Genomic DNA, 24,808 nt, shown 5'->3' with positions numbered 1-24,808 from the left:
TTTGTTTTATCAAAATGAAAAGAATAAAAATTCCAAAAAATAGAATCCGTGAATTGAAAACATTTTCTTTAGGTAAAAAACCATTTGAACTTTTAAGTACGAATTTACAAAATACAAAACTTATAGACTTATGCAGTAATGATTATTTTGGATTAAGTAGGGATAAGGACTTAATAAAAGCTGCTTACGAAATAAGCCTACTTGAAGGGATTGGTTCAGGAAGCTCCAGGTTTATTACAGGTTCAAGACCAATACATAAATTATTAGAAACAGAACTTGCCAATTGGCTTGATCAAGAGAAAGTATTACTTTTCCCAAGCGGATTTCAAGCAAATATAGCCGCTATCCAAACTTTAGCAAACAGAAATAGTATCGTAATAGCAGATAAATTGATCCATAACTCTTTATTAGTTGGAGTTAAAGCTGCTCAAGCAAAACTGGTTCGATTTTCACACAATAATTTAAAAGATTTAGAAGATAAAATTATTAAATCTAATCCCACAAAAAATTCCATTTTAGTTATTGTTGAATCTCTTTATAGCATGGAGGGATCAATTGCTCCGCTTAGAGATATAACCGAAATTTGCAAAAAAAATAGTGTTCAATTACTAGTTGACGAAGCTCATGCAATTGGGATCTTAGGACCTGAAGGCAGGGGGTTAAGTTTTAATTGCCGTTCGGATATAACTATGATTACTGGAACTTTTGGCAAAGCATTTGGAAGCGGTGGAGCTTTCATAGCTTCCAATTCAGAAATTGGTGAATATCTTATCCAAACAAGTGGTGCATTTAGATACACAACCGCTCTTGCGCCATCTTTAGCTGCTGGGGCACTAGAAGGTTTAAAAAAAATTTTAGAAAATAAAGAATGGGGTAATGCTTTGTCATCGACTGCGAAGATATGGAAAGATGAAATTACTAAAAATTTTGGTTTTCCAGTTCAGGGAGATTCTCACATTTTATCAATTATTGTTGGCCACGAAGAAAAGGCAATTTATCTACAAAAATATCTCGAAGAAAATGGGTTCTTAGCAATTGCAATAAGACCTCCAACTGTTCCAGTTGGACAAGCAAGAATAAGAATAACAATAAGAAGAAACTTAGATTTCAATCTGCTAAAGAAATTCATTGCAGTATTAAAAGAGTTTAAATGAAACAAATAATTACTCAACATGGGTGGGGACTAAATAAATATTTCTGGGATGATTTTAAAGTTGATTTTTTAAATAATAATTGGCATTGGCAAGATAATGAAAGGGGCTATTTTTCGACAAATACTTTTCAAGCAAAATGGATTAAAAGCGAATCTAAAAAAGAAATCAGAATGACTTTATGCCATTCATTTGGTTTTCATTTAATGCAAAAAAAAATTTTAAAAGAAGCAACTCATATTGTTCTTATCAATTCTTTTAATAATTTTCTTCCTTTAAATAATAAAAGAAACTTTATTTTGAGGTCTCTAAAAAAAATGGAAAAAAAAATCATAAAAGATGAAACTAAAGATATGTTGAAAGAATTTATAAATAGATCATTTATGCCAAATGATATGAATAATAGTTTTAAAAATATCTTTTATAAGAGTTTAGAGAGTTTAAATAAAACTCTTCTTTTAAGTGATTTAAAACAACTTTACATCAATAGAGATTTACCAGTATTTCTAAGAAAAGATTGCAGAATAATTTTTATAAAATCAGAAAATGATTTAATTCTTGACAAAGAATCAAATAATAACTTTTTAGATTCCTTAAATAAAACACTTGATAGGAAGCCAATTTTAATTAAATTAGCTCAGCAAGGTCATTGCTTAAATAATTTAAATTTATACGAGATCTTACTTAATACACTTAATGATTGAAATGGATAGTAAAAAGTGGAATGAGAAAATAAAAAATAATTTTAATGATGCTGCATATCGGTATCGAGAGTATTCAAATATTCAGAAATTCTTTGCAAAAAAGATTGTTCAATTTATCAAAGAATTAAATCCCCAAAAAGAGGGTGAATGGATAGATCTAGGATCAGGACCAGGACTATTGGCAGATGAAATAGAAAAAAAATTTTTATCGCAAAAAGTATCCAGAATTGATTTCAGCAAGAAAATGCTTCTTGAGAATAAATTATCTAGAAAAAAATTTTTATGGGATTTGAATAATGATTTACCTCCCGAAATAAATAACTGTTCTCTATTAACATCTAACTTTTGCATACATTGGTTAAACAACCCAGAAAAGACAATAAAAAATTGGTTTAGCAAATTAACGCCTGGAGGTTTTTTAATCATTTCATATCCAACAAAAGATTGTTTTCCTGAATGGAAAGATACTTGTAAAAAAATTGATATTGAATATAGTGGTCTTAATTTCCTTTGCAGTAGAGAATTATTAAAAGATTTCAAATCAACTGAAATACATTATTCAGAACAGTTTAATTATCTTGAGAATTTTGAAGATGTATATAAGCTTTTTAAAAGCATCAAAAATGTAGGGGCACAATCAACAAAATGTAAACGTAAAACAGTGAAAGAGTTAAAAGAAATTCAAAAGGTTTGGCCAAAGAATTACAATAATACAGTTAACCTTTCATGGCAAATTGAGATTCAAATCATTAAGAAATTATGAGTATTCACAATGATATTTTCAAGTTTATAATTTGTGGAACAGATACTGATATTGGGAAAACATTAATAAGCTCGTTTTTTGTTAAAGGATTAAATTCCTTTTATTGGAAGCCTATTCAAAGTGGCATTGAATCGCAAACTGATAGTCAAACTGTTGAAAAACTTACACAAGTAAGTAGTGAGAAAATCATAAAAGAAGCTTATGTTTTTACAAAACCTCTATCTCCTCATTGGGCTGCTGAAATAGATCAAAAAACTATTAACTTTGACAAGTTGAGATTACCAAAAGTGCAAGGATCATTAATTGTAGAAACTGCAGGAGGATTAATGGTTCCAATAACACGTAATTTTTTGCAAATAGATCAAATAAAACAATGGGATCTTCCAGTAATACTTGTGTGTAAGAGCTCACTTGGCACTCTTAACCATACCCTGCTTAGTATTGAAGCCTTAAAACGAAGAAATATTGAGATTTTAGGTTTAGTAGTCAATGGCGAAAAACACCTAGATAATCCAAAAACGCTAGTTAATTTTAGTGGTATTCCATTAATTGCTGAATTTCCTTACATCAAAAAAATGGACTCAAATAATTTAGATATACTATGGAAAGAATTAGACATCAAGAATAAATTGATCTCACTTTTCAAATCAAAAAAAGTTAAATGAAATCTTTGGATTCAGAATCTCCAAATCATGCTTGGCATCCAAATATTTGGCCACCTTTTACACAAATAAATACCAGCAAACCACAAATAGAAGTAACTCATGGTAAAGATGCACTCCTATTTACTAAAGATCCTAAAAAAGAGCTAATTGACGCGATTAGTAGTTGGTGGGTAACTCTTCATGGCCATAGTAACGAATATATTGCGGATGCCATTTTCAATCAAGCAAAAAATCTTGAGCAAGTTATATTTGCTGATTTTTTACATCCACAAGCAAAAAAATTAGCAGAAAGACTTAGTAGATTATCAAGACTAGAAAGATTGTTCTTTTCTGATAACGGTTCTACTGCAGTGGAGGTAGCTTTAAAAATTGCCTTCCAATCATGGCAAAATAGAGGAGAGACAAGATCTCAAATAGTAGCTTTTGATGGTGCATATCATGGCGATACATTTGGTGCAATGGCTTTAGGAGAAAGAAATATTTTTAATGAGAATTTCGATAATCTTATGTTCCCAGTTAGAAGAGTGCCATGGCCCTCAACTTGGATAAATGACGAAAAGATAGAAAATAAAGAAATTGAGGCGATCCAAAAATTAGAAGCTCTTCTTAAAACCCCGACAGTAGCAGTTATTCTTGAGCCACTAGTTCAAGGCGCAGGAGGCATGAATATGGTTAGACCTCAGTTTATTAAAAAAGTTTCAGAAACTATAAAAAATAATAATTCTTTATTAATTGCAGATGAAGTATTAACTGGTTTTGGAAGATGTGGAAGCCTTTTTGCATTTCAAAAGGCAAATATCATTCCTGATTTAATAAGTATTTCAAAGGGCTTAACTGGTGGATTTTTACCGATGGGAATAACTTTATGTAAAGAAAATATTTTTCAATCTTTTATTGATGATTGCCCAAGAAAAACTTTTTGGCATGGACATAGTTTTACTGCTAATCCTTTAGGTTGTGCTGCGGCAAACGCTAGCCTTGATTTATTAGAGAAAGAACCACACAAATACCTTTCGTTTGAAGAAAAACATTTGTCTCATTTAATTAAATTTGAAAATTTACCTTACATAAAAAAGATAAGGGTATCCGGCACAATTGCTGCCTTCGATTTAGATATTGGGAACAAAAAAGGTTATTTCAATAATATTGGGAAAGAAATAAAGAATCTTGCAATGGAGCAAGGTTTATTTATTAGACCCCTCGGGAATGTTATTTACCTCTTGCCCCCTCTCTGTATAACGGATGATCAATTAGAAAAAAGTTACTGGATAATAAGACAAATATTAGACAATCTGTAGATAGAAATTTAAGGTCCCTGCAGTATTGCATTTTCCACATCTTCTCTATTAATGCAATAGGAAAATAGTCTTTTAGTTTCTTGTCCTTCGCTTTCCCAGATAACACTTAAATCTTCTTGTTCAAAAAAAATAGTTGCATTCCAATTAGAAAGTAACAAGTACCATTTAGATGGATTATTTACATCCTTCACCGCACCTATATCAGTTAGCCACAATTCCAATGATTGAAGTGAATGTTGGTTGATAGGTTTTCTTGAGAGATTCACAGACTTTTTAAAGTATTATTTTACTAACCAGATAGGTATTGTATCTAATTCTTTGCCAGTAAAAGAGGCAATAAAAATTGAACAAATCAAGCTTATTGAAATGATAATAAATAAAAGAAATAACGAAAACAATTCCCCATTTGAAAAAGGTCTTCTATTCTCTACTAAATTTTGATTGTTTGAATGTATTATTAAATTATTTAAAACTTTATTCTTACTCTTACTTCTCAATCTTTCCTTTAATTTGTCATCATAAATTTTCCTCAAATTATTATTATTCAAATTTTCATAGGCTTCCAAAACTTCTTGGAATTTACTTTTAGCTTCGTCTATTTCTAAAGAAGTTGTATCAGGATGTAACTCAATGGAAAGTTTGCAAAATGCCTTTCTTAATTCATGATTTGAGGCATTTTCATCTACACCTAAAATTTTGTAATAAGAAATTTCCCCTTTCAAAATAATCTTTTATTAATATTGTAATTCTAATAAATTTTTAATAAATAGAATGTATTTAATGAATAGTAAAAATTTATATTTATAACGAAATGAAAAAACAAAAAATTCCAGAAGAAATTTTTTCCTTAATAACTGAAGAAGAGATAATTATGTTTCAAGAATTGCAAATTAAAATTAAAGAATTAAATAATAAAACCAACTTAACTAGATTAATTAATGGTGATGATTATTGGGTATCTCAAGTTTTTGACAGTATTTGGCCTTTTAAAACTTTCCCAAATTTTAATTTTGATAATAAAAAATTTTTAGATATTGGATCCGGCTGTGGCTTCCCTGGTTTAGCTTATGCCATAACTCATCCCACTTCAGAAATATACTTAGTTGATTCTTCTAAAAAGAAAACAGATGCACTAAAAACCTTAATTAAAGAGATCAATTTCAAAAACAATATTCATGTAATCAATGATCGCATTGAAAATTTAGCCCATCAATCGTTAATGAGAAATAGTTTCCATATAGCTACTACTAGAGCGGTAAGTAATCCATCAACAGTTTCAGAATATATATTACCAATGCTCAAAAAAGAAGGATTAGGAGTTTTATTTTGTGGGAAATGGAATGATGAAGAAAGTAAAAATCTAAATAAAACTTTAGAAATATTAGAAGGAAAATTCAAAGAGAAAAAGAATATTTTATTACCAAAAAGTAAAGGCACCCGAAATATTATTCTTATTCAACCTAAAAATTTTTGCCCTGAAATTTACCCAAGAAAAGTTGGAAAACCTGAGAAGAATCCATTATGAAATTATTTTTTTGATAATCTTTTAACAGAGTTATCTCCGAACTTTTCTTTTAAAGTTCTTAATTTTCTTATAACTTTTTTTGGATTTATATGTCCTTCTAAAACTTTCAATAATTGGTCTTCGGAAATATCCACATCTAATAAATTAGCGTTACGTCCTGGAAACCAATGACTTCCATTCCCAAGCAGTTGGTATCTAGCCCTTGCAAATCCCTCCATATCCAACCAATCTATTAAATTTGAAAGCCAAAGCAGAATGGGAATATTAATATTTCCAGGGGTATATTCCCAACTCGGTAAATTTCTATTCCAATTTTGATACCATTCTAAACCTAAAGCATTTATTGATTCCTCCTTTAATCTATTTAATATTTTTGGAACATAATGTTCAGTTTCTGATAACAAAGAGACCGCTTCTAAATGAAGATCAAAATCTGACTCTTGTGCAATGCCAACACTGAGAGTATGGACATTTTGGTTTCTTAAGCAAAAAAGATCATTAAAAACTATAGGATGAAGCGGACTACAAAGTTCCAACATTTTTGTTGAGGGAGTATGAAGATGTCCCCCCTTGTCAGTAGGACTTATAATGAAAACCCCAAGATCATATTTATTTGCTAAATTAATAACTTTTGTATTTGCTTGATTAATGTAATACCAGTGCAAATTAACATAATCAAATAAATTTGTTGATATTGCCTTTTCAATAAGCGAAGGTTTGCCATGGGTTGAAAATCCAATAAATCTAATTAAATTTTCTTTTTGAAAATTCCGCAAAATGTCAATACAACCTCCATCTCGAACAGCCTGATGTAAATGTTCCGCCGTATTAATGCCATGTATTGCTAACAAATCAATTTTTTTAACTTTCAATTTTTCAATACTTGTTATGACATCTTTCTCAAAAATTGTCGGATCACTATTTGGAGGAATCTTTGTTTGAATAATATTTGGGATTTTATTAGTATTTTTAAAACCCATCCCTAATTGCACCTCTGAAGTTCCATAATATTTGGCAGTTTCTACATGACTTAAGCCATATTTATTTGCCAGATTCAAAATATTCTCTAGTTTATTTTGATCTTCATATGAAATTGCTGAGAAATCTAATTGATCCCAACTTTTTTGAAATCTCATGCCTCCTAAAGACAAAATAGGAATTTTTAGATTGGTTCGACCAAATCTCCGATACTGCATCTTCTAAAAATTAGTGTTTATTCATTCGTGGTGGTTTTCCAAATGATTGAAACATATCCCTATCGAGACTATTTTCCAAATCATCCAATTCTTCAAAATTCACCCAGTGAATACAATCAACAGGACACGTATCTATTGCTTCTTGTATAACATCAGAACTATCTCCATCTTGCCTAATAGCTTGACTTCTACCATGAAATTCATCAACCATAAAAGTGTTCGAAGCTACGTGCACACAATATTGGCAACCAATACATTTAGCCTCATCAACCCAAACAGCTTTTTCCGCTAGCTGTCCACCTAATACAGGCTCCCAGCCAGTGATTTCAGTATTTTCTTCAAGATCATCAAATGGATCTATAAAATCCATATTCTGATATTAGTTATCCCACTTGGTTAAAACCAATTCAATAGATCCATCATTTTTATTTTTTTGTTCAACGATTTGATATCCATCCTCATTAGTTTTTGAAATAATTGTATGGTAAGCATACATCTGAGTGACTTTAGAAATAAATCTTTCTACTGGGATTTCAAATTTCCAAAGATCAAGGTCAGTAACTAATTCATAAGCATTTGAATTATTGTCCCATTTAAATCCAACTTTAGTGTCGCCAGGTAAATTCATGCTTATATCAACCGCTGTAAACTTCCCTCTGTAACCTTTTACAAACTTTTCTTCTTGATTGATGGAATAACCGAGGTTGTTTAAGGCCTTAATTAATGGCTCTGATTCTTTAAGCTGGGTTTTGATTGTACTAAAATGTGACATTAGATTCAGTGTTTAATTGTTTTAAGTTTTCATTTTCATTTGAGATGAAAGCATCAGATGTTTTATTCTTGATTGTTACCTTACCAAGAGCATCTTCGAGATTTTTTGTAGCTTCATTGCATGAATTACCAGTAAATCCCTCAACAGTCTCTTCAACTCTTCCGTCTTGATGAATTTTGAATCTCAATGTTTTTTGAGGCATTAAATTCAAGTACTAAGTACTTTTACTTTATACAGAATAACGAAAATATTTTGTTTCAGTTGGTACAAGTTAATTAATTTTAATTTTTATATTGAATAACGGATAAAAATAATTTTTTTTCAGGTTTTTTTAAGAAAAAATTTAGAGGTTTAATTATAAAAACCTTGCATTCCCATAGAATCCAAGGCAGTTTTTGCCTCTTCCATAACAGAGGGTTCTTTATCAAAAAGAGCTATCTTGGTACATTCATCAATGAAACTTTCTTGAAATGAATTATTCAAATTTTCATACAATCTACACAATGACCAAATACAGTTACTTCTAACGCCAGATTCATTATCAATCTTTAAGCTTATCAAAAGTTGTTCTGCTGCTAATTGAGCGTTTTCCACAGATACATTTCCAATTTCCGCTAGAGAACTAGATGACCATAACCTTACTGCAGCCACATCATTTTTTAAAGCATTAATTAATGGCTCTAAAACGATTTGATTGTCATAATTGGCTAAGCTCCATGCAGTCGCTCTTCTAACGTAAGCATTGTCATCAGTTTTCAGAAGATTGACAAGTTTCTGGACTGCAGCTGGACAAGGATTTCGACCTAGTGCATATACAGCACTCATTCTTTCAACTGGGCAAGGTTGATCTAGTAATGGTAACAAAAGTGGGAAAGATCTCTGATCTCTATATTCGCAAAATATCCTTAAGCCTTGTATTCTTTCTTCTTTATTGCCTTTAAGCATTTTTAAGGCTTCATTACATTCTTGAGTTATATTTAAACTTTTTGAGAAGGCATCCTCATCAATCTGTTCTAAAGGATCTATTTCAATTTCTAAGGCCAATTCTCTAGCTAGAATATCTGGATCAACTGCGATTTCGGCCAAGCTTTCTTTATTAGGATCATTATTTTTTGTCATTTCAGAAACTAGAAATATTAAGACAAAGGAGCAGGGGACATCATATCTCCTGGTAACCATATTCTTGCGCTAACAGCAAAAAAGGCAATCACGAACAGTGCGACTATGGCGAAAGGTAAAATTTTTGTCTTTATAAAACCCAAAGATTCGATATCAATTAAAACAATAATAACCCTTTTAAGAGACTTTTAAAAATTATTTTTAGATACTATTATTTAGTTTTGCATTTTGTCTTAACTGCCCACATGCAGCATTTTTGTCCAATCCTCTGCTTTTTCGAAAGCTAACAGCGATACCACTTTTATACAGTCTAGATTGAAATAATTGAAGCTTTTTCATAGAAGCTCGTTTAAATTCAACCTCATCAATCTGGTTATATTGTATTAAATTTACGTGGCATTGAAAACCTTTTAGCAAACTAACCAATTCATCAGCATGTTCTAATTTATCATTAACGCCACTAAGCATTAAATATTCAAAACTTACCCTTCGGCCAGTATCTCTAACAAATTGCCTACAATCTTCAATTATATTTTTGATATTATAATTTTTCGCACTTGGGATTATCAATTCTCTAATTTTTTGGTTTGATGCATGTAGGCTGATCGCTAATGTAAATTGACACTTACCTAAAATTTGGAAAGACTTTTCTGATAATTTTTTTATCATTTTTGGGACGGCAACAGTGCTTACAGTAATCTTTCTCTGACTAATCTGAAAATCATCATTTATAGATCTAATTGATAAAAGCAATTCATCAATATTCAACAAGGGCTCACCCATACCCATGAAAACAATATTAGTCACTTTTTTATTCATTTCATTTTCAATAAATAAAATTTGATCTAATATTTCACCTGCCATCAACGATCTCTTTAAACCCTCCTTCCCAGTTGCACAAAATTTGCAGTCCATAGGACATCCAACTTGACTCGAAAGACATGCAGTAAGTCTTTTTTCAGTTGGTATACCCACACACTCAATACTTTCATTGTCGTTTGTAGAAAGTAGTAACTTTAAAGTACCATCGTTAGCTAAAGTTTTTTCTTGAAAACTAAGTTCGTTTACTTTAAAACCATCATTCTTTAATCTTTTTCTAAAATCTAGAGGTAATATTTCTATCTGGTCAATATTTTTATTTTTATTTTTATAGTTATAAATCCAATTATAAATTTGGCGACCTCTAAAAGCAGCCTGCCCATAATTCAAAGCTACATTTTCTAAATCTTTAATACTACTTCCTAAAAGATTTTTCAAATTATATGTTTAGTTCAATTCTATTATCACCATAACAGCAAACCATGTTTTAGAAAAAATTCTGTAAGGATTAGCGCAATAAATCCAATCATGGCTAATCTTCCATTTAGTCTTTCATTATAAAAATGAAAACCATAGCGAGGTAATTTTCTTTTGGGTACAATTTCAGGCTTAATCATTACTTAAAACAAAGATATATTCTAGTAGGTAAATCTAATAATAGATAATATTTATTCATCCGAAAGGAGACCCTCCTCCTGTAATCCCTCCAATGCGGCGGGATCTGGTAATTGATCTTCAGAAAATTGATTTTCAGCACTAGGTCTTGCAAAAGCAGCAAAATTACTGGAAGAAGGATCAATTCCATGACGATTTCTAGTGGTCTCCAAGTCTTCATCACTTGGGTCATCAAGTATTGCGGTAGAACTAACGGAAGGTGTTTGTGGCATATCAACTGTGTAATCCGGCCTTAAGTTCTGTGCTCTTCTATACCCACCAGATTCTTCCGCTAAAATATCAGGATGAGGTCCAGCTTCTGATGCTAGTTCTTCCACAAATCCGCTAAATCCAGTACCTGCAGGTATTAGTCGACCAATAATAACATTTTCTTTTAGACCTCTTAACCAATCAGATTTACCTTCAATAGCGGCTTCTGTGAGAACCCTTGTAGTTTCTTGGAATGAAGCTGCCGAGATGAAGCTATCAGTATTTAAGGACGCTTTCGTTATGCCCAGCAAAACAGGAGTAAATTCTGCCGGTGCGCCTCCAGTAATTGACATGGCTTGATTTGTATCTTCTACTTGGCGCAATTCAATGAGTTCGCCAGGCAAGAGAGTAGTGTCACCTGCATCCTCTATTCGGACTTTACTTGTCATTTGTCTGACAATAACCTCAATATGCTTGTCATCGATTGCGACACCTTGAGATTTATACACGTTTTGGACTTCATTTACCATGCTTCTTTGAAGTTTTGATATAGATTCTCTCGCAGCATCAAGTAAGGGTTTTTGATCTTTTAAATCGTTGAAATAACAATCTAATAATTCATGCGGATTAATTGGACCATCAGTTAGAACCTCTCCACCTGTAACTTGTTGCCCATCACTAACCATTATATTTTTTCCAATTAATAGTTGATACTCGTTGATAAAATCATCTTCTTCAATAACCGATAAAGAAACTGAGTCTTCATCATTACCTTTTTTAATCTGGACAGTACCAGATTTCTTGCATAAAATTGCTGCATCTCTAGGTCTCCTAGCTTCTAATAACTCTTCAATTCGAGGTAATCCTTGGACAATATCTCCAGTTTTCTGCCTCTCAAAAACAAGTAGAGCTAAACCATCTCCCCTTAGTACTAAATCTCCATCTTTAACATGTAAAACTGAATCGGGAGAAACCATATAAGGTCTACCAAGTCTTAGGGTTACTGAACTATTAGATATTTCTTCTATCTCTCCACAAGAAGTAGATTTTTCTGATTTACTAATAAAATCACCATCAACGACGCGATCACCAACTTTAACAACTGCTTTACTACTGATTTTAATTTGAATCTTATCTTCTTCTCTTTCAACAATTAATCTTCTAATAGGCTCATCGTCAACGACGTTTGGTAATTGCACCAATCCCTGCTCTTTACAAAGAATTTGAGTAGTAGCTATTACATCTCCCGCTTTCACAGTCTGATTATTCTGGACTTGTAATTCTGTATGAGTTGAGCCATGACTAGAGTCAGACATAGTATCTCTTCTTACTAGAATAGATTCTAATATCACTAAATTTAATCTATTAATTGAAGGATCATTTTTATCTTGAATCGACTCAACATCAATAGTCATTTGAGGAGTGGCATTAAAGCTTTCAATACTTAAATGTGTTCTAAGCAATTCAACTCCCTCAACTGATTTTATTAATTCACCATCTTTATAAGTAAGCCTTTGGATTGCTTTTAAGCCTAAAGAGGGTCCTTTTTCCTGCTTGACATGAGATAGTTCAGGTAAATCTGCTTGATCTGGAATCGTAAATTCTTCAACAGTTCTTAATAATAAACCTCTACATTTGGATGTTTCTAATTTCTGAACAAATAAAATTTCTTTATTATCAATACCATCCATAATCTTTTCGCCAGGATTAACCAGACTGCCTTCTTCTGTAAATTTATTCAGAACTTCTTCATTATCGCACTCATGAAAAGTTCCATTTCTTACAGTTATTTCGCGAAGAATATCATTTTTTTGAGTAACAGTAACGATTCCTGATGTTTGACTAAAAATATCTTTTACTACTTCAGTTCCTGCTTCGATCCATTTCATATCTTCGATCATTAGAAGAGATATATCTTTATTAATTTCATGTGTCTCTTGTGGAATCCAAAGTAAGGTTCCTCCTTGACTAACTTCAAAACCATTTTTAGATGATCTTGCTTTTTTCACACTTAATCCTGGTGAGTATTTTACTAACCCACCAGTTTTTGTACGAAATCTTTCATCAGTTAGATCTGCGATAACCTGACCATTGCTTAATTTACTACCCGGAGAAGTATTCAAGCGATAAGAGGTACCATTACTAGATTCCAAATGATAAATCTGGCCTGAGTGCGTAGATTCATCAACTAATTTATAGTTACTTACAGACATGGCAGTAGTAACAATTTGCACTTCCCTTGAGTCTCCTACTGAATCTCTTAACCTCACTTGTCCGCCAAATTCGCTTGATTGACTTGCCTCTGCTAAAACAGTTCCATCATCAACTGATTCTCCAGATGAAACAACTGGTCTTGCATTAGGTGGCAAATTATAAACATCTCCAGCAAGCACCCATAACCTACCTAATCTTTGAGCCTTTAGAGTAATATTTCCCTGCCTATCAGTAACTTCCTTTGGTTGAATAACCTTGTCATACCTTACTTGACCAGCTAAATCGCAAATAACGTCCTTCGTTGCTTTTTCAACACTCTTTTTCACGGCTCCAGCTGTGATCTGAGCAACTGTTATATCAGAATTTATTTCTTCACCATCATCAACGAATAAGAGCGATCCACTCGAAACTTCAATTTTTTGAGATTTATTAGAATTATTTCCTTTAGGAACTATTTTTAATATGAAGTCAACTTCTGCTTGTTTAGCTTCTACGCCATGAGGAGTTCTATAACCTCTAACCTTTGCTTTTGAACTAAATTCAACTATTCCAGAAATCTTTGATCTCACAACTCCACTTTCAGCAGTAGAAACACCTCCAGTATGGAAAGTTCTCATTGTCAATTGAGTTCCTGGTTCTCCAATAGATTGAGCAGCAATTATTCCAACTGCTTCACCTAAGTCAACTAGATGATTATGAGCCAAAGCCCATCCATAACACCTTCTACAAACAGATCTATTCGCCTCACATGTTAGTGGAGATCTTATTTTTACTTTCGTTATAGAAGCTATCTCAATTTTTCTTGATAATGACTGATCTATTGCTGTGTTCTGAGGAATAATCAAGTTATCCTCTGAATCTATGATATCCTCAGCAGTGAGTCTGCCAAGAAGCCTTGCTCCAAATTTGCCATCTTCAGACTCAACAACTATTGATCGATCTGTTCCACAATCCTCCTCTCGAACAATTACATCTTGAGCAACATCAACTAATCTTCGAGTTAGGTAGCCAGAATCTGCAGTTCTTAATGCAGTATCAACCAATCCTTTCCTTGCTCCATAAGAAGAAATTACATATTCAGTAACAGTAAGTCCTTCTCTAAAGTTAGTTCTTATAGGCAGGTCAATAATTTCTCCTTGAGGATTAGCCATCAAACCTCTCATACCAACAAGTTGTCTAACCTGAGACATGTTACCCCTTGCTCCTGAATTGGCCATCATCCAAACAGAATTTAAAGGATCATTTTGATTAAAATTATTTTTAACAGCATCTACCAATCTCTCATTTGTTTCAGTCCAAGTATCAATAACTTTTGTGTGCCTCTCAACTTCTGTAATTTCTCCTAGTCGATAACATTCTTCTGTAGCAGATATTTGCTCTTCAGCTTGACCTATTAAATCTTGTTTAGCTTCAGGGACCTTTAAGTCATCTACTGAGATAGAAACAGCAGCTTGGGTAGCATATTTAAATCCTAAGTCCTTTAAATTATCAGCCATGGCTGCAGTTATTGCAGTACCATGTGTTTTATATGCCCAAGAAACTAAGTTTTTCAAGGCTTTCTTATCAACGACCTTATTCTTAAATGATGGTGGTGTTTTAGCTAATTCAGGCATTGTAACTGGATTATTCTTTTTTGTATTTTTAGTAGTTTTACGTACTCTTGAATTTTTTTTTGGTTTAGATGATGTCATGATTTTTAAAGAAATGAAAAATAGTTATTAAAGATTAAGTTTTAGATACGGAATCAATGATGGTATAGTTCATCACTACTCTCCCTACAGTTGTTAAAACAAATCTACTTATTAAATTATTTTGTGAATCAAATCTATCTCTTCTTAAATTCCAGGTTTCTAATCTTGAACCATCTTCGAGTTCTTCAGTTTTTTGAGGTTCACTCATTTCGTCTTCATCTTCAACTTCCCCATTAAATCTAACCCATATCCATTCATGTAAGCTAAGTCTTTTATCTTCAAAAGCAAAAATAACATCCTCTAGTGAAGCAAAAGTCGTTTTATTTTCTCCAAAATTCGGTTTATTATAATTAGGTTGCAAAGCCGTAAGGTAATAAGATCCTAAAACCATGTCTTGGGATGGAGTAACAATTGGTTCTCCAGTAGCAGGAGAAAGAATATTATTACTTGCCAACATGAGCATTCGAGCTTCAGTTTGTGCCTCTAAAGCTAAAGGAACATGAACTGCCATTTGATCTCCATCAAAGTCAGCATTGAATGCAGGACATACTAGAGGATGAAGTTGTATTGCTCTTCCTCCAACTAATTTTGGTTCGAAAGCTTGAATTCCTAGCCTATGCAGAGTGGGGGCTCTATTTAGAAGAATTGGGTGGCCCTCAATAACTTCTTGAAGTACTTGCATAACTTCATCATCAGCTTTTTGTATTAATTTTTTCGCAGCTTTAATGTTATTCACAATATTTTGGCGTATTAATCTATGAATTACAAAAGGTTGGAAGAGCTCAATAGCCATTTCTTTTGGCAGGCCACACTGGTGCATTTTTAATTTGGGGCCAACAACTATTACAGATCTACCTGAATAATCAACACGCTTTCCTAAAAGATTCTGTCTAAATCTTCCTTGTTTACCCTCGATAATATCACTAAGAGACTTAAGCGCTCGATTATTTGCTCCAACAACAGTTCTTCCCCTCCTTCCATTATCTATGAGAGCGTCAACTGCCTCCTGAAGCATCCTTTTTTCATTTCTTACAATGATCTCAGGAGCTAAAATTTCTTGAAGCCTTGCTAATCGATTATTCCTATTTATTACTCTTCTATAAAGATCGTTTAAATCTGAAGTAGCAAATCTTCCCCCATCAAGCTGGACCATAGGTCTAAGATCTGGAGGTATAACTGGAATTGCATCTAGAACCATCCATTCTGGTTTTGCATTAGTCGCAATGAAGTTATCTATAACTCTTATCCTTTTTATAAGTTTTGCTCTTTTTTGTCCCTTACTATTTGTGATTTCTTCTCTCAACTCTTCAGCAATCTGATTTAAATCTAAGTCTTCAAGTAATTGCTTAAGGGCCTCTGCACCAATTCCAACAAAAGGTTCATTTTCAATAGTTGAGTCTTCAGCATAGATTTCATCTTCAATTTCCAGCCATTCATCCTCAGTTAATAATTGCTTATATTTAAGTTCTTTATGATCACCAGGGTCCAGTACCACATAACAGTTGAAATAAACTATTTGTTCTACATCTCTTAAAGGAATATCTAAAAGAATTGCAACATAACTAGGAATACCCTTCAAATACCAAACATGGGAAACTGGCGCTGCAAGTTTAATATATCCCATCCTATGTCTTCTGACTCTACTTTCAGTTACCTCAACTCCACATCTCTCACATACAATACCTCTATGTCTTACCCTTTTATACTTACCACAATGACATTCCCAGTCTTTAGAGGGCCCAAAAATTTTTTCACAAAACAATCCATCCATTTCAGGTTTAAGTGTTCTGTAATTAATAGTTTCAGGTTTCGTAACTTCACCAACGACTTGTCCATTAGGTAAAGTCCTCTGTCCCCAATCCATTATTCTTTGTGGAGAAGCTATTGAAATCTTGACGTAATCGAAGTGATTTTCAGTTCTTAAGTTGCTGTTAGTCATTTTTGGGAAATTAAATTAAAAGTTTTTAATTGAGTATCTAATCTTCCTCATATTCAGAGGTTCCTAGAGATTCATACGTTGGTCTCGATGGAGTATTCCTTCTCGGATTTATATCTTGCATTAAATCTACTTCTTTTCCTTCATCTGTATACACCCCAATATCAAGACCTAGAGACTGTAATTCCCTCATAAGAACTTTAAATGACTCAGGAGTTCCAGGCCTAGGAATTGGTTTTCCTTTTACTATGGCATTTAGAGCTTCATTTCTACCTTGCATATCATCAGATTTTACTGTTAATAATTCTTGGAGAGTATAGGCTGCGCCATAAGCCTCAAGAGCCCAAACTTCCATTTCTCCAAGCCTTTGCCCACCCTGCTGAGCTTTACCACCTAATGGTTGTTGTGTAACCAAAGAATAAGGACCAGTAGATCTAGCATGAATTTTGTCGTCCACCAAATGAACTAACTTTAGAAAGTGAGAGTATCCAACTGCAACTGGCTGATCGAAGGGTTCTCCAGTTCTTCCATCTTTAAGTAATAACTTTCCAGGGTCTTCAGGGTTGTAAACCCATGCTTTGCCTGGCTGTTTTGAAGCCTCTTCTAAAAATGCTTGAACTGTCTGATGTGATTTTTCAGCACCATACATTTCATCAAATGGGACAACTTTAACCCTGCAATTTAAGTTTGAGGCTGCCCAGCCCATCAATAATTCAAAAACTTGACCTACGTTCATCCTGCTAGGCACTCCTAATGGATTAAGAACTATGTCTACAGGAGTTCCATCAGGCAGATAAGGCATATCTTCCCTAGGTAGGATTCTGCTAATAATTCCCTTGTTACCATGCCTTCCTGCCATTTTATCGCCAACTTGAATTTTCCTCCTTTGGGCTACATAAACTCTGACAACCATGTTGGCTCCTGGAGGTAATTCATCACCTTGTTCTCGAGTGTAGATACGAACATCTAAAACTCTTCCCTTTTCAGTCTTAGGAACCCTAAGAGAGTTATCTCTGACATCTCTAGCCTTCTCACCAAAAATGGCTCTCAAAAGTTTTTCTTCAGGAGGTTGATCTGATTCTCCTTTTGGAGTAACTTTTCCAACAAGAATATCTCCACTTTCCACAAAAGCACCAATCCTAATTATTCCCATTTCATCAAGATTATTTAAGCTTTCCTCAGAAATATTCGGAATCTCTCTTGTAATTTCTTCAGGCCCTAATTTTGTTTGTCTTGCTTCTATTTCATATTTTTCGATATGCACTGATGTATATAAATCATCAGTTACCATCCTCTCGCTTACCAATATTGCGTCTTCATAGTTGTAGCCTTCCCATGGCATATATGCAATTAATACATTCTGACCCAGTGCTATTTCTCCTCCTTCACATGCGGATCCGTCAGCTAAAACTTGTCCAGATATAACTTGATCGCCAATATTGACGATAGGTCTTTGGTTTAAGCAAGTATCTTGGTTGGATCTCTGATACTTTTGAAGATAATGAAAATGTTCAATACCGTCCTTATCTTTAACGACAATTTCATTAGCATCTACATAAGAAATAGTTCCATTAACTTTTGTTATTGGGACCATCCCCGAGTCTCTAGCAACTTGAGATTCTAAACCTGTGCCAACTAATGGACGTTCTGGCCTGAGCAAAGGAACTGCTTGGCGTTGCATATTCGAACCCATAAGAGCTCTGTTTGCATCATCATGTTCCAAAAAAGGAATTAATGAAGTTGCAACTGAAATCACTTGAACAGGGGACAGCTGAACATAATCAACTTGCTGAGGAGGTACTTTTTCAAAATCTTGTCGATATCTCACAGGTATTAGATTTGCGAGTATATTCCCTTCCTTATCAGTTGCAACATCTCCTGGGGCTACTCTGCACTCATCTTCTAAATCAGCAGAAAGATAAACAGGACTACCTTCTTTATTAACTTTACCGTTTTTAACTTCCCAAAAAGGAGTTTCAATAAAACCATACTCATTTACCCTTGCGTGGGTAGCTAAGGAATTTATGAGACCCGCATTAGGACCTTCAGGTGTTTCAATCGGACATAATCTTCCATAATGTGAAGGATGAATATCTCTAACAGCAAAGCCTGCTCTCTCTCGGGTTAGACCACCTGGACCTAAAGCGGAAATTCTTCTTTTATGTGTTAATTCAGCCAGGGGATTTGTTTGATCCATAAATTGGCTTAATTGGCTAGAGCCAAAAAATTCTTTTATAGCAGCAACCAAAGGTTTAGGATTGACTAATTGAGCTGGTGTAAGAGAATCTGTTTCTCCAACTGTCATTCTTTCTTTAATAATTCTCTCTAAACGGTTAAGACCAACCCTTACTTGGTTCTGCAGAAGTTCTCCAACTGATCTAACTCTTCGGTTACCAAGATGATCAATATCATCCAAACTTGCACCACCAATATCCAACTCTAGGTTAATTAGATAATCAATGGTGGAAAGGACATCCTCATGGGTTAGTGTTCTTACATCATCTGGAACAGTCAGCCTTAATTTTTTATTTATTTTGTATCTACCAACTCGGCCCAAATCATATCTTTTAGGATCAAAAAATCTACTGTGTAATAACTGTTGTCCTCCAGAAACAGATGGTGGTTCACCTGGACGGAGTTTTTTATAGAGCTCAAGTAATGCTTGATCTTCTGAATTTATACCCTCGTCATTGGCTGACTCAATTGAGGCTTGATAAAACTCAGGATGCCTAAGTTTATCAACTACATCATTATCAGAAAGTCCCATAGCTCTCATAAGAACATGGGCATTAATTTTTCTAGTTTTATCAACTCTTACATAAAGTAAATTATTCTTATCAGTCTCAAATTTTAACCATGCCCCTCTATTCGGAATAACGCTTGCGTTATAAGTTCTGCGACCATTTTTATCCTGTTCATCCTTGAAATATACTCCTGGACTTCGAACAATTTGATTAACTATTACTCTCTCGGCACCATTAATAATGAAAGTTCCTCTTTCTGTCATCAAAGGTAATTCACCAATAAATACTTCTTGTTCTTTTATTTCACCAGTTTCTTTATTAATCAATCTGCAAGTTACATACATCTGTGAAGCAAATGTTGCATCCCTCCTTTTTGCCTCCTCAACATCATGCCTAGGTCTTTTTAACCTATACTCTTCACCAATAAAATGTAATTCTAATTTACCTGTGTAATCAGAAATAGGAGAGAAGTTTTGTAATTCTTCTATTAAACCCTTTTCCAAAAACCATTTAAAGCTTGCTCTTTGTACTTCAACTAAATCTGGTAGATAAGTAGCTGTTTTTGCTACCTGTAAAGCGCTACTGCTCATCCAAGAAAACCTGAGATTATGTGAGATTTACTATTTACTTTTAATCTACTCAATTTTTGATTGTTTAACTTCTCTTTGTAATTTGAAATCAAGTATTAAGTTTCGATTTTAACAAAAATCAATTTAATAATAAGCTACAAAGTTAATCTGAATGGCCCAAAACCATAGTATTTAAAAGTTAAAACTAAAAATTAAGAAAAATTTCCAGTAATTCCTAATACTAGCAGCTGCTACGCCTACTTAACAAGTCAAATTTAAACAAATCTTCAGCATTCTTGGTTGACTCATTTGCAATAGTATTTAAATCAGTGGATCTTAAATCCGCCATAAATTTAGCAACATTCACAACAAATGAAGGTTCATTTCTTTTGCCTCTATGGGGAACAGGAGCCAAAAAGGGTGCATCAGTTTCAATTAAGTATCTATCCTTCGGAACTATTTTGGCACACTCATGAATTTCATATGCTTTTGGGAAAGTTACTATTCCACTAAAACTAATAAAAAAGCCAAGATCCAAGAATTGCCTCATTTCTTCTGGTGTTCCTGTCCAACAATGAAGTACACCATTGGGACATTTCCCTTTTTTTGAGAGGTTTTTGCATATCTTAATCATTTCATTCGCAGCATCTCTGCAGTGAATGATTACAGGCAATTCAAGATCATAAGCTAACTCCATTTGAGGGAGAAGCGCATCAATTTGCTGATTTTTATTTTCATTTTTAAAAAAATCTAATCCAAGTTCACCAATAGCTACGACTCTTGTGTCTTCTTGTGCCGATCTTTTTAAAAGAGATTTAGAGCTTAACTCCCATTTTTGTGATTCTAAAGGATGCAATCCCACTGAATAGTAAATTTCATCATATTGGTCGGAAATTTTTTTCAACTTTGGAATTTCTTTTAATTCACAACAAGCATGAACTAATTTTTTTACACCTGTTGAACGCAATCTTAGGACAACATCTTCAAGATCTTTCTCAAAATTTTCAAATATTAAATGACAGTGCGAGTCTATGAGGTCAATTTCACTCATAATTGATTATCTACCTTTTTACTTTGAGGTAAGAGTAGTTTTTACCAAATTATTTATTTTAGATTTCTTGTTAGCCCCGTTATTCTTGTGAAGAACATTTTTTTTAACAGCTTTATCAATTAAACTAAAAGCTTTATTAAGACTTGTTTTTACCAGAATTTCATTGTCATTATTAGGGTTCTTTTTATATTTTTCGCAATTCTCTAGGGTTTTTTTAGTCAAAGTTCGAACTGTGGATTTATATGATTTGTTTATTAAACGATTCCTTTCAGCAATTTGTATTCTCTTTTTTGCAGATTTGTTATTGGCCACAGATAGTAAGTAAATTTAAGATTTCTATCATAACAAATAGATAGACTTTAAATCAATAATATATAATTTAGGAGGAATTATATTAAGTCTGTTGCCTTTTAATTTGAAAAATTAAGAATATGAAGATCATAAATAATCAAAAAGAAGGCATACAAGAATTAAAAAGGATCTCTAATCGAACAAATTCCGAAAACAATGACAAAATAAATTCGATTGTAGAAAAAATTCTTCAAGACGTAAAAATTTCTGGAGATATTGCAGTTGAAAAATATACAAAAAAATTTGATGGTTTCAATCCTGACCCTATGCAAGTGAGTCTAGATGACTTAAAAAATGCATGGGATGAAATTGATTGCAATTTAAAGCGCTCACTTGAAGTGGCACATAAAAGAATTAAACAATTCCATGAAAGAGAAATTCCAACATCTTTTACTATAAAAGGGATACATGGCGATACAGTTCAAAGGAGATGGAGACCAGTGCGAAATGCAGGTATTTATATCCCTGGAGGAAGAGCTTCTTATCCAAGTACTGTATTAATGAATGCAATACCTGCAAAGGTAGCAGGAGTAGAACAAACCATAATGGTTTCTCCTGGAAATAAAGAAGGAAAAATAAATAAAACTGTTTTAGCTGCAGCTCACTTATGCGGAATCAAAAAAGTTTTTAGAATTGGAGGAGCTCAAGCAATTGGTGCCTTAGCATTTGGCACACGTCAAATAAATAAAGTTGATGTTATTACAGGTCCTGGGAATATCTATGTAACTACTGCCAAAAAACTTATTTATGGCTCTACAGGTATTGATTCTTTAGCTGGTCCAAGTGAAATATTGATCATTGCAGATCAATCAGCTCAAAGTACTCATATAGCATCTGATCTACTAGCACAAGCAGAACATGATCCTTTGGCATCTTCAATACTTTTAACTACATCTAAGAAGCAAGCGAAAGAAGTTTTAGAGGAAGTTTATAAAAAAATAAATGATCATCCAAGAAAAGAAATTTGCAAGCAATCGATAAAAAATTGGGGATTAATTGTTGTTTGCGAGAATTATGAATCATGTATTGAACTAAGCAATAAATTTGCTCCAGAACACTTAGAAATTTTAGCTCTAGATCCAAAAAAAATTCTTGAGGGGATAGAGAATGCAGGAGCTATATTTTTAGGTAAATGGACGCCAGAAGCTGTGGGCGATTATCTTGCTGGACCAAACCATACTTTACCTACATCAGGAAATTCTAGATTTAGCGGCTCTCTAGGAGTCGAAACTTTTATGAAAAACACTTCAATAATAGAATTTAATAAGGAAAGTTTAAAAATCAATAGTATTGATATCATTAATCTAGCCGAAAGTGAAGGTTTACATAGCCACGCTAATTCTGTAAAGATAAGATTTGAAGATTAGGAAATTTTTGAGGGAGAATAGACAACTGGAATATTGTTCTCAACTTTTCCAACAAGTACTTTATCTGTTAAATCAACGAACAATCCGTTCTCTAGTACTCCTGGGATATTATTTATACGCATTTCAATATCTTTTGGATTACTAATACCATGATCAAACAATATATCGAGGATTAGGTTTCCTTGGTCAGTGACAACTGGGCCAGCTTTTTTAGTAGCCATCCTTAAGGAGGATCTAGCATTCATTTTAGAAATTTCATTCTGAACTTGCTTCCAAGCATTTGGAAGGACCTCTACAGGCAAAGGAAAGGATTTATTTAAGTTTTGTACGAGTTTAGTTTCGTCAACAACAATCAACAATTGATTAGCTTTATGTGCCACTAACTTTTCTCTGACATGACATGCTCCACCTCCTTTTATTAGTTGAAATCCTGGATCAACCTCATCTGCTCCATCAATAGCTAAATCTATTTGAGAAACAGATGCTAAATCGATAAGCGGAATATCGAGTTCTAGAGCTAAAACTTCTGATTGAAATGAAGTTGCAACTCCACTAATATTTTGGAGTTTTCCAGAACGTATTTCATTAGCAAGGCTTTTTATCATGAGCGCGGCAGTAGATCCAGATCCTAATCCAAGAATCATGCCACTTTTTACTTCTTTAATAGCTGCCTCAGCAACTATTTTTTTCATTTGAGTTTGTGAATCCAAAGCTTTTATTTTCTAAGTTTATAGATTATTAAATTTCAATGGGTGATTTATGTCAAACCTGGCAGAGGCTCTGGTTTGATATTTATTTGTATTTCTTTATTATCCCTTAGAATATTTAAGAGAAATACTTTGCCTATCTGAGCTTTTTCTACTTCATCTAGCAAAGTTTTAGGTTCTTCAATAGAAATATTTTCAGTTGCTATAACTAAATCACCTCTTCTTAAACCAGCTTTTTCTGCTGGACTATTAGGTATAACTGATTGAACTAAAGCTCCATTTCTTTCAGGCAATTGAACCAATGAATTGGGGTCTTGATTATGTTCTTTAGCAATTCTAGGATTCAAAGAAATCAGTTGGACGCCTAAATATGGATGAATGACTTCTCCATTTTTAAGAAGCTGATCAGAAACGCTTTTAGCAAGGTTAATAGGTATTGCGAAACCTAAGCCTGCTCCAGGTCCGCTTCTTACTAATGTATTTATTCCTATGACCTCTCCACTAGCATTAATGAGTGGCCCTCCAGAATTTCCTGGATTTATTGCCGCATCAGTCTGAATAAGATCTAGTCTCTTATCTGAAAACCCAAGACTATTAATATCCCTATGTAAACTACTTACAATACCTAAAGTAACTGTTTTTTCTAGACCATATGGAGTTCCTAGGGCTATCGCCCAATCTCCAACTTCGAGATCCTCAGAATTTCCAAGAGGGGCAAAACTAGAATATGTAGATTCCTCAATTTTTACTAAAGCTAAGTCAGTTACTACATCTGTTCCCAAAACTTGTCCATCACAAATAGTTCCATCAGCCAAAGTTACTGAAACATCATCAACTTTCTCTACGACATGAGCGTTTGTTAGAACCAATCCACTTTCATTAATTATTACTCCAGAGCCTTGGCCTCTTTCTCGCTCAGGTATAAGTCCTTGGTCCCCAAGCAAGTCTCTCAATAAAGGGTCAAGTAACGTTGGATCAAATTGTTGCCTTTCTACCAATCGCTCAGTGTCTATTTTTACAACCGCAGGACCAACATTTTTAACAGCAGATGATACGAAATTGTGGCTTTCAAAAGAGGTTAAAGCTAAAACTTGAGCTTTTTGAGAAAAATTAACTAAACAAAAACAAATTACAATGAATATTAGGATTAAATTTAAAAATTTAATCTTGAAGAACTTCATTTTTATCAGCTTTATTACTTATTTAGTAAATCTAATTGAAGAAATATATTATTGTAGTTTTTTTGTTTACATCAATAAAAAAATACAAATTTTTGAATTTTTTTATAGAAAAAACTTTTTT

General features: G+C 33.3%; 23 protein-coding genes. 7 read left to right on the top strand and 16 right to left on the bottom strand.

All coding sequences use genetic code 11. The features are described 5' to 3' along the window. The first annotated feature begins 14 nt into the window (after positions 1–14). Genes JJ842_06675 through bioA form a run of 5 tightly spaced genes read left to right on the top strand, consistent with a single transcriptional unit; the run spans position 15 to position 4,581 of the window. Entirely contained in the window at positions 15–1,154 is a 1,140-nt protein-coding gene (locus tag JJ842_06675) for an 8-amino-7-oxononanoate synthase (protein ID MBO6971593.1), read from the top strand. Further along, positions 1,151–1,855 (top strand): hypothetical protein, encoded by a 705-nt coding sequence (locus tag JJ842_06670; GenBank protein ID MBO6971592.1) that lies wholly within the window; start codon positions 1,151–1,153, stop codon positions 1,853–1,855. The genes JJ842_06675 and JJ842_06670 overlap by 4 nt, the downstream gene beginning before the upstream one ends. Then, on the top strand, positions 1,848–2,618 hold the full coding sequence (locus JJ842_06665) for a methyltransferase domain-containing protein (protein ID MBO6971591.1): 771 nt from the start codon (positions 1,848–1,850) through the stop codon (positions 2,616–2,618). Before JJ842_06670 ends, JJ842_06665 begins: the two co-directional genes overlap by 8 nt. Next, positions 2,615–3,283, top strand: a complete 669-nt coding sequence (gene bioD, locus JJ842_06660) for a dethiobiotin synthase (protein ID MBO6971590.1) — start codon at positions 2,615–2,617, stop codon at positions 3,281–3,283. The genes JJ842_06665 and bioD overlap by 4 nt, the downstream gene beginning before the upstream one ends. Beyond that, on the top strand, positions 3,280–4,581 hold the full coding sequence (bioA, locus tag JJ842_06655) for an adenosylmethionine--8-amino-7-oxononanoate transaminase (protein ID MBO6971589.1): 1,302 nt from the start codon (positions 3,280–3,282) through the stop codon (positions 4,579–4,581). The genes bioD and bioA overlap by 4 nt, the downstream gene beginning before the upstream one ends. Before the next feature lie 8 nt (positions 4,582–4,589). On the opposite strand, the gene JJ842_06650 is transcribed toward bioA, so the two are convergent. Both JJ842_06650 and JJ842_06645 read right to left on the bottom strand, forming a co-directional pair. Continuing rightward, positions 4,590–4,847, bottom strand: a complete 258-nt coding sequence (locus JJ842_06650) for a DUF3143 domain-containing protein (protein ID MBO6971588.1) — start codon at positions 4,845–4,847, stop codon at positions 4,590–4,592. Positions 4,848–4,862: 15 nt separating this feature from the next. Then, a complete protein-coding gene (locus tag JJ842_06645) occupies positions 4,863–5,303 on the bottom strand; it encodes a J domain-containing protein (protein MBO6971587.1) in 441 nt (146 codons plus the stop codon). 89 nt (positions 5,304–5,392) lie between these two features. Between JJ842_06645 and rsmG the strand changes: the two genes are divergently transcribed. Continuing rightward, positions 5,393–6,106, top strand: coding sequence for a 16S rRNA (guanine(527)-N(7))-methyltransferase RsmG (gene rsmG, locus JJ842_06640; GenBank protein MBO6971586.1), 714 nt, complete (start codon positions 5,393–5,395; stop codon positions 6,104–6,106). A 2-nt stretch (positions 6,107–6,108) separates the two neighbouring features. On the opposite strand, the gene JJ842_06635 is transcribed toward rsmG, so the two are convergent. From JJ842_06635 to JJ842_06580, 12 genes are all read right to left on the bottom strand, one after another. Continuing rightward, positions 6,109–7,302 (bottom strand): aldo/keto reductase, encoded by a 1,194-nt coding sequence (locus JJ842_06635; GenBank protein MBO6971585.1) that lies wholly within the window; start codon positions 7,300–7,302, stop codon positions 6,109–6,111. Between the two features lie 10 nt (positions 7,303–7,312). Continuing rightward, a complete protein-coding gene (locus JJ842_06630; GenBank protein MBO6971584.1) occupies positions 7,313–7,672 on the bottom strand; it encodes a ferredoxin in 360 nt (119 codons plus the stop codon). 9 nt (positions 7,673–7,681) lie between these two features. Further along, the gene (locus JJ842_06625) at positions 7,682–8,074 is read right to left on the bottom strand and encodes a DUF1257 domain-containing protein (protein ID MBO6971583.1); all 393 of its coding nucleotides are present in this window, start codon (positions 8,072–8,074) and stop codon (positions 7,682–7,684) included. Next, entirely contained in the window at positions 8,061–8,276 is a 216-nt protein-coding gene (locus tag JJ842_06620) for a DUF2997 domain-containing protein (protein MBO6971582.1), read from the bottom strand. The genes JJ842_06625 and JJ842_06620 overlap by 14 nt, the downstream gene beginning before the upstream one ends. Positions 8,277–8,425: 149 nt before the next feature. Continuing rightward, positions 8,426–9,193, bottom strand: coding sequence for a HEAT repeat domain-containing protein (locus JJ842_06615; protein MBO6971581.1), 768 nt, complete (start codon positions 9,191–9,193; stop codon positions 8,426–8,428). A gap of 201 nt (positions 9,194–9,394) precedes the next feature. Next, positions 9,395–10,450, bottom strand: a complete 1,056-nt coding sequence (gene rlmN, locus JJ842_06610) for a 23S rRNA (adenine(2503)-C(2))-methyltransferase RlmN (protein MBO6971580.1) — start codon at positions 10,448–10,450, stop codon at positions 9,395–9,397. 26 nt (positions 10,451–10,476) lie between these two features. Next, positions 10,477–10,629, bottom strand: a complete 153-nt coding sequence (locus tag JJ842_06605) for a high light inducible protein (GenBank protein ID MBO6971579.1) — start codon at positions 10,627–10,629, stop codon at positions 10,477–10,479. Between the two features lie 51 nt (positions 10,630–10,680). Continuing rightward, positions 10,681–14,781, bottom strand: a complete 4,101-nt coding sequence (locus tag JJ842_06600) for a DNA-directed RNA polymerase subunit beta' (GenBank protein ID MBO6971578.1) — start codon at positions 14,779–14,781, stop codon at positions 10,681–10,683. Positions 14,782–14,815: 34 nt separating this feature from the next. Beyond that, entirely contained in the window at positions 14,816–16,720 is a 1,905-nt protein-coding gene (locus JJ842_06595; GenBank protein MBO6971577.1) for a DNA-directed RNA polymerase subunit gamma, read from the bottom strand. Between the two features lie 37 nt (positions 16,721–16,757). Beyond that, positions 16,758–20,051 (bottom strand): DNA-directed RNA polymerase subunit beta, encoded by a 3,294-nt coding sequence (gene rpoB, locus JJ842_06590; GenBank protein MBO6971576.1) that lies wholly within the window; start codon positions 20,049–20,051, stop codon positions 16,758–16,760. A 220-nt stretch (positions 20,052–20,271) separates the two neighbouring features. Then, positions 20,272–21,081, bottom strand: a complete 810-nt coding sequence (locus tag JJ842_06585) for a TatD family hydrolase (GenBank protein MBO6971575.1) — start codon at positions 21,079–21,081, stop codon at positions 20,272–20,274. A gap of 18 nt (positions 21,082–21,099) precedes the next feature. Continuing rightward, the gene (locus tag JJ842_06580) at positions 21,100–21,393 is read right to left on the bottom strand and encodes a 30S ribosomal protein S20 (protein ID MBO6971574.1); all 294 of its coding nucleotides are present in this window, start codon (positions 21,391–21,393) and stop codon (positions 21,100–21,102) included. A 119-nt stretch (positions 21,394–21,512) separates the two neighbouring features. Here JJ842_06580 and hisD point away from each other — a divergent pair, with 119 nt between their 5' ends. Continuing rightward, positions 21,513–22,799, top strand: coding sequence for a histidinol dehydrogenase (gene hisD, locus JJ842_06575; protein ID MBO6971573.1), 1,287 nt, complete (start codon positions 21,513–21,515; stop codon positions 22,797–22,799). On the opposite strand, the gene rpiA is transcribed toward hisD, so the two are convergent. Together rpiA and JJ842_06565 are read right to left on the bottom strand one after the other, a co-directional pair. Further along, positions 22,796–23,491 (bottom strand): ribose-5-phosphate isomerase RpiA, encoded by a 696-nt coding sequence (gene rpiA, locus JJ842_06570; protein ID MBO6971572.1) that lies wholly within the window; start codon positions 23,489–23,491, stop codon positions 22,796–22,798. The genes hisD and rpiA overlap by 4 nt on opposite strands. Positions 23,492–23,556: 65 nt before the next feature. Beyond that, complete coding sequence (locus tag JJ842_06565; protein MBO6971571.1) at positions 23,557–24,687, bottom strand: trypsin-like peptidase domain-containing protein; 1,131 nt, start codon at positions 24,685–24,687, stop codon at positions 23,557–23,559. Positions 24,688–24,808: the final 121 nt, after the last annotated feature.

Origin of the sequence: Prochlorococcus marinus CUG1433, from assembly GCA_017644425.1 — a bacterium.
GTDB classification, from domain to species: domain Bacteria; phylum Cyanobacteriota; class Cyanobacteriia; order PCC-6307; family Cyanobiaceae; genus Prochlorococcus_A; species Prochlorococcus_A marinus_U.
This window is presented reverse-complemented; position numbering and strand designations above follow the sequence as displayed.